The sequence below is a fragment of the Candidatus Glassbacteria bacterium genome (assembly GCA_019456185.1).
Taxonomy (GTDB): domain Bacteria; phylum Gemmatimonadota; class Glassbacteria; order GWA2-58-10; family GWA2-58-10; genus JAJRTS01.
This window is the reverse complement of sequence record VRUH01000060.1, coordinates 13114-23125: the sequence shown is the minus strand read 5'-3', so window position 1 is coordinate 23125 and position 10012 is coordinate 13114. Positions and strand designations below refer to the sequence as shown.

Annotated in this window: 8 protein-coding genes and 2 pseudogenes (2 of these 10 running past the window's edge); 6 read left to right on the top strand and 4 right to left on the bottom strand. The window is 60.1% G+C overall.

The window, feature by feature from the left end; all coding sequences use genetic code 11:
* The 5 genes from FVQ81_15765 to FVQ81_15745 all read left to right on the top strand — a co-directional run.
* Window positions 1-1122, top strand: a 1122-nt coding sequence (locus FVQ81_15765) for an LptF/LptG family permease (GenBank protein ID MBW7997990.1), incomplete at its 5' end; no start/stop codon positions are given.
* A complete protein-coding gene (locus FVQ81_15760; GenBank protein ID MBW7997989.1) occupies window positions 1119-2222 on the top strand; it encodes a YjgP/YjgQ family permease in 1104 nt (367 codons plus the stop codon). The genes FVQ81_15765 and FVQ81_15760, both read left to right, overlap by 4 nt.
* A 21-nt stretch (window positions 2223-2243) precedes the next feature.
* The gene (gene glgX, locus FVQ81_15755) at window positions 2244-4394 is read left to right on the top strand and encodes a glycogen debranching protein GlgX (protein ID MBW7997988.1); all 2151 of its coding nucleotides are present in this window, start codon (window positions 2244-2246) and stop codon (window positions 4392-4394) included.
* Between the two features lie 223 nt (window positions 4395-4617).
* Entirely contained in the window at window positions 4618-5301 is a 684-nt protein-coding gene (locus FVQ81_15750; GenBank protein MBW7997987.1) for a hypothetical protein, read from the top strand.
* A gap of 104 nt (window positions 5302-5405) precedes the next feature.
* Window positions 5406-7451, top strand: coding sequence for a sulfatase-like hydrolase/transferase (locus tag FVQ81_15745; protein ID MBW7997986.1), 2046 nt, complete (start codon window positions 5406-5408; stop codon window positions 7449-7451).
* 3 nt (window positions 7452-7454) lie between these two features.
* Here the strand turns inward: FVQ81_15745 and FVQ81_15740 are convergent, their stop codons facing one another.
* A complete protein-coding gene (locus FVQ81_15740) occupies window positions 7455-7664 on the bottom strand; it encodes a hypothetical protein (GenBank protein ID MBW7997985.1) in 210 nt (69 codons plus the stop codon).
* A gap of 176 nt (window positions 7665-7840) precedes the next feature.
* Between FVQ81_15740 and FVQ81_15735 the strand changes: the two genes are divergently transcribed.
* On the top strand, window positions 7841-8422 hold the full coding sequence (locus tag FVQ81_15735; protein MBW7997984.1) for a DUF1232 domain-containing protein: 582 nt from the start codon (window positions 7841-7843) through the stop codon (window positions 8420-8422).
* Between the two features lie 154 nt (window positions 8423-8576).
* Here FVQ81_15735 and FVQ81_15730 read toward each other — a convergent pair whose 3' ends face one another.
* Entirely contained in the window at window positions 8577-9161 is a 585-nt protein-coding gene (locus FVQ81_15730; protein ID MBW7997983.1) for a hypothetical protein, read from the bottom strand.
* A 172-nt stretch (window positions 9162-9333) separates the two neighbouring features.
* Window positions 9334-10012 (bottom strand): annotated as a pseudogene (locus FVQ81_15725) (hypothetical protein); it runs 113 nt beyond the window's last position.
* A pseudogene (locus FVQ81_15720) lies at window positions 9981-10012 on the bottom strand (NADH-quinone oxidoreductase subunit N); it runs 811 nt beyond the window's last position. Before FVQ81_15720 ends, FVQ81_15725 begins: the two co-directional pseudogenes overlap by 145 nt.

Genomic DNA, 10012 nt, shown 5'->3' with positions numbered 1-10012 from the left:
AACCACCGCTATAAAAGCCTGCTGATGGATATCGCCTATATCAAGCCCACGGTCCAGTTGCGCGAGGGCGTGGTAATGGACGATTTCCCCGGCATGGGGCTGCTGGTGAACAGGATCGAGGAGCCCGACCGCTCGTCGAAATTGAACCTGACCGCGCCAGCTCAACCGCCGGACGAGGACAGCCGGAAGCCCGCCGACCTGTTCGGGATCGTGATCACCCAGACCACCGACGCGGGTACGCGCCGCACGATCGTGGCCGACAGCGGCTCGATCCGTACTGAACTCAACCGTACCGATGCAGTGCTGACTCTCTACAGCGGCGAGATTCAGGAGGTCGATCCGCACCGCGCCGGGCAGTTCCAGCGGATGTTTTTCGAGCGGCACCGTATCCGCCTGGACGACGTTTCCGGAGTGCTGGAGCGCGGCCGCAGCCGCCGCTACCGCACCGACCGCGAGCTGACCATGCGGATGCTCCAGGACCGGATCGCCGGGCGGTTTGTCAATCTCGACAGCCTGCAGCGAACAGCCGCCGCGCTGGCGGATTCGATCCCCGAGAGCGATTCGGCGGTGGTGGCGATGAGGAAGATGTTCGGCGGAGCGCCACCGTCTTGGGATAAAGCCCCGCAGCAGTATCCGGAGCCCGATTCCGCCGGTAATGGCCGCAGGAGACTGGATATCGACAGTCCGCGCAGCCGGCTGGCCGCGGTGCTGAGGGAGGCGAGTTATATCCAGCGCAGGATTTCCAGCCTCCAGGTGGAATGGTGGAAGAAAATCTCGATCCCGTTCGCCTCGATAGTGTTCGTGCTGCTGGGCGTGCCGCTGGGGATAATCAGCCGCAAGGGCGGCGCCGGCGTGTCTATCGCAATCAGCATGAGTGTGTTCCTGGTTTACTGGGTGCTGTTGATCGCCGGCGAAACCCTTGCCGACCGTCACCTGCTGAGCCCGTTCTGGGCGATGTGGTCGCCCAACGTTCTGTTTCTGGCGGTCGGCCTGTGGCTGCTGCTGGTGCAGATTCGCGGGCGGCGGTCGCTGGCGCTGGTCAGCGAGGGACTGGGTCTGCGCTCACTGCTGCGGATGGCCGGGCTGGCAGGCGGGAATGAGGGGAAAGGCGAGAGTCCATGATCCCCAGGCTGCTGGACCGCTATATCATCCGCGAGTTCGTGCTCATCTTCCTGGTATCGATGGCCGGCTTCCTGTTTGTCTGCCTGGTGGGGGACGCCGCCGAGCGGCTGAATGATTTCGTGGATTCCCGCGCGCCGCTCAAACTGATTCTCCTGTTCTATGTCAACCAGGTGCCCTACTACCTGATTTTCGTCCTGCCGGCCAGCTCGCTGATCGCCACCCTGTTCACGCTCGGCCAGTTCAGCAAGCACAACGAGCTGACCGCCATGCTGGCCGCCGGGGTCAGCATGGGCCGCGTGTTTCTGCCCGTGATGATTCTCATGCTGGGGGTCAGCGCCGCGGCGTTCGCCCTCAACGAAACGATTGTCCCGGAGGCCAACCGCAACAAGGAGGAGATTCAGGACTACCGGATCAGGGGACGCGCCCGCCCGCAGCGTGGGTTCCGCCGCAACGTGGACTACCAGGGCGAGGGCGGCCGCCGCTGGGTGGCCAACCTGTTTCGCCTCGAGGCCGGGGCGTTCGATAAGGTGCGCCTGATCGGGTTTAGCGGCCCTCCCGAGGGTCTGGAGATCGAGTACCGGATCGACGCCGAAAGCGCGCACTATATCTCCGGCGGCAACTGGCGGTTCACCGACGGCACGATGAGGTATTTCCCCGCTGGCGGCCGGGAGGAGCAGGTGGTGAGGTTCGAGGAGATGGTGCTGACAGGGCTTAAAGAGCGTCCGGCCGATTTCGTGGTCGAATCCCGCGATCCACAGCAGATGACTTTCGCCGAGCTTAAGAAGGAAATCCGCCGGCTCTACCGCAACGGCCTTCGCACCGCCCGAGCCGAGACTGAGCTGTGGTTCAAGACCTCGCTGCCCGTTGCGAATTTCATCATTGTCCTGTTCGGCGCACCGCTGGCGGTCACCCGCCGCCGGATGGGTCCGGGGGTGGGGATCGCCCTGGGCGTGGTGGTCTATATGCTGTTCATGGGCAGTTATTACATTTTCCGCAGCATGGGCTACAGCGAAGTGATATCGCCGCTCATGGCCGCCTGGGGCAGTAATGTGTTGTTCGCCGTGGCGGGCGTGGCGACGTTTCTCAAGGTGCGCAAGTAGGGTCAATGAAGACGGGACTGAATGAAAATGGCGGTAATAGGTAAAGGAAAAGGGATCGACAGCTACGGCCTTGCCCCCGGCCACCCCCTGCCCCTGGGTGTGTACCTGACCCCCGGTGGCGTGCGCCTGAGTGTGTTCAGCCGCAATGCAACAGCGGTCAGCCTCCTGCTCTACGCCGGTGCCGACGACAACGGGCCGTCGCGAGAGATCCAGCTCGATCCCGTAACCAACCGCACGGGGGATATCTGGCATCTCGAACTGACCGGGGCCGGGCCGGGCCTGCTCTATAACTGGCGTGTCGATGGTCCCTGGGAGCCGTCAGAGGGCCACAGGTTCAACCTGCGGGTGGCGCTGATGGACCCGTTCGCCCAGGCGGTGGCCGGCGGCTACCACTGGGAGATCGGCCAGAGCATCAACGGAGCGGACCGGGAGCGCCTGCCGTCCAACCTGCTGCCGCCCAAGTGCCTGGTGGCGGACAACTCCTTCGACTGGGGCGACGACTGTCCTCCGGCGGTGCCGCTGGAGGACAGCGTGATCTACGAGATGCACGTGCGGGGGTTCACCCGCCATGAATCCAGCGGAGCGGCAGAGCCGGGAACGTTTCTGGGAGTGGCCGGGAAGATCGACTACCTCAAAAGCCTGGGCGTGACCGCTGTCGAGCTGCTGCCGGTCCACGAGTTCAACGAGCACGAGCTGATCCGCCGCGACCCCTCAACCGGCGAAAAGCTGAAAAACTACTGGGGCTACAGCCCGGTGCTGTTCTATGCGCCGAACAAGGAATACGCCGTGGGCGATGAACTTTCCGGCGCGGCGGTGAGCGAGTTCAAAACGATGGTCAGGGCTCTTCACGCCGCTGGGATCGAGGTGATCCTCGACGTAGTGTTCAACCACACCGCCGAGGGCAACGAGACCGGCCCCACTCTCAATTTCCGCGGGCTGGATAACTCGATCTATTACATCCTCGATGAAGAAGACCGCTCCAGGTACAAGAACTACTCAGGCTGCGGCAATACGTTCAACTGCAACCACCCCGTTGTTCGCTCTTTCATCCGCAACTGCCTGCGCTACTGGGTGGTGGAGATGCATGTCGACGGGTTCCGGTTCGACCTGGCCAGTATCCTGGGCCGCGACAGCCGGGGTGAGATGCTGGTCAACCCGCCGCTGCTGGAGTCGATTTCCGAGGATCCGATCCTGCGCCACGTGAAAATAATCGCCGAGGCGTGGGACGCCGCCGGGGCCTACCAGGTGGGCAGTTTCCCCGGCAGGCGCTGGAGCGAGTGGAACGGCCGTTTCCGTGATGACGTCCGCCGGTTCTGGCGCGGCGAGCGCAAGAGCCGCAACGGGCTGGCCTCGCGGATCACCGGCTCCAGCGACATCTACACCTCCAGCGGAAAGCTGCCCCGCAACTCGATCAATTTTATCACCAGCCACGACGGGTTTACGCTCAACGATCTGGTGAGCTACCTGAAAAAGCACAACGAGGCCAACGGCGAGGAAAGCCGCGACGGAGACAACCACAACCTCAGCATGAATTTCGGTGTCGAGGGGCCATCGGATGACAAGGAAATAGAAAAACTGAGGTCTCGCCAGGTAAAAAGTTTTCTGACCACCCTGCTGCTGAGCCAGGGCGTGCCGATGATCCTGGCTGGAGATGAGTTCCGCCGCACTCAGCGCGGCAACAACAACGCCTACTGCCAGGACAACGAAATAAGCTGGATCGACTGGGCTCTGGCCGAGGAAAACAGCCGGCTGGTGGAGTTCACCCGGCGCCTGATAGCGCTGCGCAAAGCGCACCCGATCTTCAGACGCAGCTCCTTCTTTACCGGCGGCGACCACGACAACGACGGCCGGGCGGATATCGAATGGTACGAGGCCGGCGGCGGGCCGGTGCGCTGGAGCGACAGCCGCCCCTGCTTGGCCTGCCGTCTCGATGGCAGTGCGCCGGAAACAGGTGCGGAAAGCGATGACCGGGATTTCTACCTGATGTTCAACGCGGGTAGAGGGAAGCACGGGTTTCATCTTCCCGAACCGGGCGAGGGCCGTCAATGGTGCCTGGTGCTGGACACGGCTGACGAGGAAGGGCTGCCGCATCTCGATGGCGGCGACGTGCTGGCGGATCAGGGAGTCTACAGGGTGGCCGGCCACGCTTGCGCGCTGCTGGCGGCAGGGTAAGGGGGGGATGGAGGAGAAAGCTTGATCCCGGCAGGCACGGCACGGTCCGGGATTTCGGCTGGCTAATCCCGAAAGAGAGATACGAAACGCTAAGGTTTGCACCCGAACTGCAAATTACATAATGATTAAGAACCGCTGTCCCGCTCGGGGGTAGAAGAGCAATATCCGGCTGATATAACAGCGAACAGGATATTTTAACTGTCAATTTAACAGAGGTATGATAATGGACTCATCCGTCGGCAATTACAGAAAAAGCATGGTACGCCAGGCAGCGATGGCGCTGGTTGGGGTGTTGAGTGTCTGCGTTCTACTGCCGGGCTGCGGCGACGACAACGGCCCGGCTGGTGTGCCAACCCTGACATTCGCAGACACCGTGGAACGGACGTTCTCGCTGGACTTCGGTCCCTCGCTTGATCTGAGCCTGTTTGTCGGGAATGTCACGGTCCGGCCCGGTCCCAGTCCCGGCCTGATGCAGATCACGGCCATCAAACGGGCCGCCAGCGAGGATGATCTGAATCGGATAACGCTGAGCATCAACGCGATACCGAACGGGGTTAACATCATTGCGGCGAACCCCTCGAACACTCAGAATACCCAGGTGGATTTTGAAATTTTTGCGCCGGAAATCGCGACCTGGAATATGGATGTCAAAGTCGGCTCGATAGACTACGAGGGCAGGCCCAAAGGCACGTGCGGCTTCTCGACAGGGTTCGGGGAAATAAAATTGAAGCTGCCCCAGAACATGAATGCGGTGCTGAATCTTTCCACGGGAGCGGGAGTTATCAACCTCGGCTTTGCGATCGACGGGCAGGTGAGCACCAACAGCGTAATGGGGACAATCGGCAATGGCTCCGAGGCGGAAATCGCCGTCGGTACGACTGTCGGCGGAATCACGGTAAGCCCGTAGGCGATACATCCGGCGACTTATTTTCCTCTAATGATCTGCCAAAATGCTGGAGGCGTGTACTGTCAATTCGTTACTGTCTGTTTATTGCCATCGCCGCCACGGCAATGTCGTGTTCGATCGGGTCCTGGTCCGATCACTTTAAGCCGAATGTGCTGCTGATAGTGCTCGATGCGGCCAGGGCGGACCATTTCAGTTGCTATGGCTATCACCGGCAAACCACGCAAAACCTTGACCGGCTGGCCGGCGAGGGCGCCAGGTTCACGATGGCGGTTTCGACATCGAGCTGGACCTTGCCCGCCCATGCCAGTCTCTTTACCGGTCTGCTGCCCGATGAGCACAATACGACCAGCCGGCATGAATGGCTGATTGAGCGGATTCCCACACTTGCCGAGTTACTGGTCGAAAGCGGCTACCGCACCGCCGGATTCAGCAACAACCCCTTCGTTGACAGGACGCACAACCTCCATCGCGGCTTCCAGCAGTTTGAAGCTGTCTGGGCCGATACGAGCGTTACCGACAGCATCCACCCTTACGACACGCCCCACACCAACCGGCTCGTCAAAGAATTTATCGCCCGGACTGACAGCAGCGGCCGACCGTTTTTCGCGTTCATCAATTACATGGATACGCATATGCCCTACAGCCCGCCGGAACCCTACCGCAGCATGTACAGCGGCGGCCGGGCGATTGAGAGCGCGCGGCTCGACAGTCTGTGCCGCTACAGTGAAATGCTTAACGCGCGAGAGCTCACACCTGACTCGAGCGAAAAAGCGGTGGTGGTGGATATTTACGACGGCGCTCTCACCTACCTGGATGCGCAGCTTGGCGAATTGCTGGATTATTTGAGGGACGACGGCATCCTGGATGAAACCCTCGTAATCGTTCTTGCCGACCATGGGGAGATTTATGGCGAAAGGGGCCATTACACCCACGGAGTTCTGCTTACCCGTCCACTGGTTCAGATCCCGCTGCTGATGCGATACCCTGAGTTGATTCCGGAACGGTCGGTGAGGGATGAAACTGTCTCGATAACCGATGTGTTTCATACAATCGCCCGAACGGCGGGCGTGGAGGGAATGACGGAGGAAGCCAAGGGGAGGTTCCTGCTTGGCGACAAGTTGCAGCCGGCGCCGGCCTACAGCAAGCTCTTCTGGGGGCGGGAGGCTGTCGAAAGCAGAACCGGCGTTGATTTAAGGTCGATCATATCGGCCGGCCAAAGACATTATATCCTGGCTGAAGAAATCAGGTGGGAGTGCTACGATTTGACGCAGGATTTCGATGAGGAAAAGAACCTCGTACCCTCGCGCGTAAGCCGTGCGGGAGTTGAAAGGGCCTTCAGGCAGTTTGAGCAGAAGACCCCGGTGATGGCGGAGAGCAGACAGGACCTTGTCATTACCGAAGAACTCTCCGTGGCCGCCCGGCAGACAAGGGCGCTGAAAGCACTTGGATATGTCGGCGGCAGGGAGGTGGATTTTGACGATATCCATCCTCACACCCACGCGCACCTGTCGACAGCTATCAGGTACTACATCAGAGAAGATTACACCAAGGCCGAGGCGGAACTGAGGTCCGCTTTGACCCTGGAGAGTGATAACAAGGAAGCAAGGCGCTACCTTGGTTTTACCCTTTACCGTCTCGGCCGGTTCCGGGAGTCGGCTGGAGTCCTGCGGGCTTTGCGCGGCGGCAGTGGTGACAACTACCTGGTCCGGCTGGCTCTCGGTGAGGTGCTGGAAAAGACAGGTCAGCCGGATGAGGCTCTCGAGCAGTATCTCGCGGCCAGTTCCATGCAGCCGGGGGATGCAACCGCTGCTGTCAGAGCCGTCTCGCGTCTGATCGGGCGCAACCGGATGGCTGAGGCCTGGGCTATCGTTGAAAAGATGCTGGCGCTGAATCCTGGAGAACTACAGCCCCTGGGCGCGGTAATCAGTGTATATCTGGCGGCGGCTCGGTGGGAGGAGGCAAAGGTCCTGTTATTGAAGGCAGTGCTTCTGGAAAGGAGCCGCGTCCATTTGAATGACCTCGCCTTGTGCTACTTAAGACTCGATCAATGTGAACAGGCCCGCGCATGTTTGCTGGAACTGCTCGAAATGGAGATCAGCCCCGGTGAACGTCGGGAATATGAGCGCCAACTGGCCGTATTGGCCTGCTGAACCTCAGTTGCGGCGAATCCTGCGGATGATCTGCACCCCAGCCACCCAGGTGGAGGCGATACCAGTCAGCACGGCGCCCAGCAGGATCGCCAGGCGCGGTTCCAGCCCGAATATCGACACGGGCAGGGCCGCAGCCGCCAGGCCATGGCGCACGATGACAGGAGCGATGATTTCCGGGGTCGGTTTGTCATGGTAATAAAAAAATACACGCATGGGCCTGGGTCAAGCGAGTGGAAATCAAAGTTACTTTGTCCCCGGCATGCCGGGGCACTTGCACGCACGCGTCCGGCAGCTTACAATATTAATGCAGGTACGATTTTTGCCTTCCCCGCAATACTATACCGGCTGCGGGGGCGAAGAGTTGATCCGGGATCAGGGAGGGACCGACAATGAGTTCTAATACAGTACTTAAAAAGCGGTTTTACGATAATCTCAGGGAGCGTGTGTTCAACTGGGTGACCGGGAAAGCCGGGACGAAAGTTTCACGGCTGGCCGAATTCGTTTTTCTGATTCCCGACATCCTGGTGCTGATCGGCCGGCTGATGCTTGACGAGCGGGTGCCGCGGCATTTGCGGATCAAGCTGGGGATGATTTTCGCCTATCTCGCCAGCCCGCTCGATCTGATCCCCGAAGCGATCCTGGGTCCGTTGGGGATGGTTGAGGACGTGGTGCTGGCGGCCTTTGCGCTCAACCGGATATTCGGGGAAGTGGACGAGGACGTGCTGGTCGAACTGTGGTCCGGAAAAGCTGAACACCTGCGGACACTGCACGAGCTGGCCGAACTGGTGGACGGGATATTCGGCGGCCGGGTGGGCACGACACTGAACCAGTGGTACGATGAAGAACTGTCGTTCCATCTGGGCAGCGATGCGGAAAAGCGGCGGGCGAGGCAGGAAGTTGAAGTGGAGCTGGTCAGGGCAGAAGGCGGCGAAGGAGATCTAGTAGAACGTCTCCGAGCATCAGGACTGTAAAGCCGAGCAGCACCACCACGGCGGCAACGCGGATCACATGACCCGCGCCGCGCGAGCGCACGGTTACCTCGTTCTTGCAAAAGGGGCACTCAGTGGTGCCCCTTTCAAGTTCCATCGCACACCACGGACATTCCACCGTGGACCGCTCCCTGGCTTAGAATCTGTCCAGCGTGATATCTCCCGGATCGAAATATCCTTCAAACTCGTAGAGCCTGAGCTGGTTTTCAGTGAACTCAATAATGCTGGAAAACACTTCTTCTATCTGCGTATCGTCGCCCTTGGAGGTGAGGATAGTATCCGGCGGAGTACCGCCGCCCTGATTGTTGCCGCCTCCACTTCCGTCGAGTGTGTCGGCAGGCGTGAGGTCTTTTTGCGGGTTGAAAACCTGCGAGCTTGATTCAAAATACAATTCAAAATATATCACATCCGGCAAGCTCGGGTCCCAGAGCCAGAAACCGCGGTTTAAATACTGGTACTCAAGCGAATCGGTAAAATGGGTAAGCTGGAGCCAGTATCTTTCAGTATCCATTATCAGGGAGATATTGACATTTTCCAGCGTATAGCTCGGTTTGCCGGAAGAGTTTTCAACGTACCATGAGTCGAGGTTCCCGCGCCAGGCGTCAGCCAGGTCCTCATAAGTGAACCCTGGGTTGAACGGCTCTTTAACGACATCGTTGTCCGAGCAGGCAAGGGAGAGCATCAGTAAGGCGCCGGCTGCCAACTGTAGCATGTTGCGCATCTAGCGGTCTCCGTTAAAAAAAAGAGCTCAGCCGAGCCGGGCGCCCGGGGCCGTTACCTGCACCTGTTTCTACCCGCCGGAAAGTGTCGGGTTCGCATTATAAGCAAAAATCACCGTTTTGGAAAGAATTAAGTCTTGCATAATGGGGGGCCAAGCCGACGTGCGAATCGTTTCAATGCAGGAACAGTACCGCCCGGTCCGCGGTGGCGATCAACTCGGCAGGAACGATACCGAGGTGGAAAACGCCCCAGACCGAGACGGTAATCGCTACGGCCAGGGGGAGCGAGAACTTGAGGCCGGACAGCGGCTCATCGCTTTCGCGCATGTACATCTGGACGGTCACGCGAAGGTAATAGTAGGCGCTGGCCGCGCTGTTGAGCACGCCGATAATCGCCAGGGAGATCAGCCCGCGGTTGACCGCCGCGCTGAAGACGTAAAACTTGCCCAGGAACCCGCCGGTGGGAGGGATACCGGCCAGGCTGAACATGAACACCGCCATCGCAGCGCCCAGCAGCGGGTAGCGGAACCCGGCGCCTTTTATCTGCTCCAGGGTTTCCATGCCGCGGCCGCCGCCGCCCAGGTAGATCAGCACGCCGAATGCGCCGACATTCATCAGGGTGTAGACAGCCAGGTAGAACAGCACGGCCACCATCGCCGGATCGTCGCCGGTAACGGCCGCGGCCGGATCGATACTGGCCAGGGCCACCAGCAGATAGCCCGCGTGGGCCACCGAGCTGTAGGCCAGCATGCGCTTGATATTGCCCTGGAAAATCGCGGCAAGGTTGCCGACAGTCATCGTCACCACCGCCAGGGTCCACATCACCGGCAGCCAGTATTCGGCCAGCGGCAGG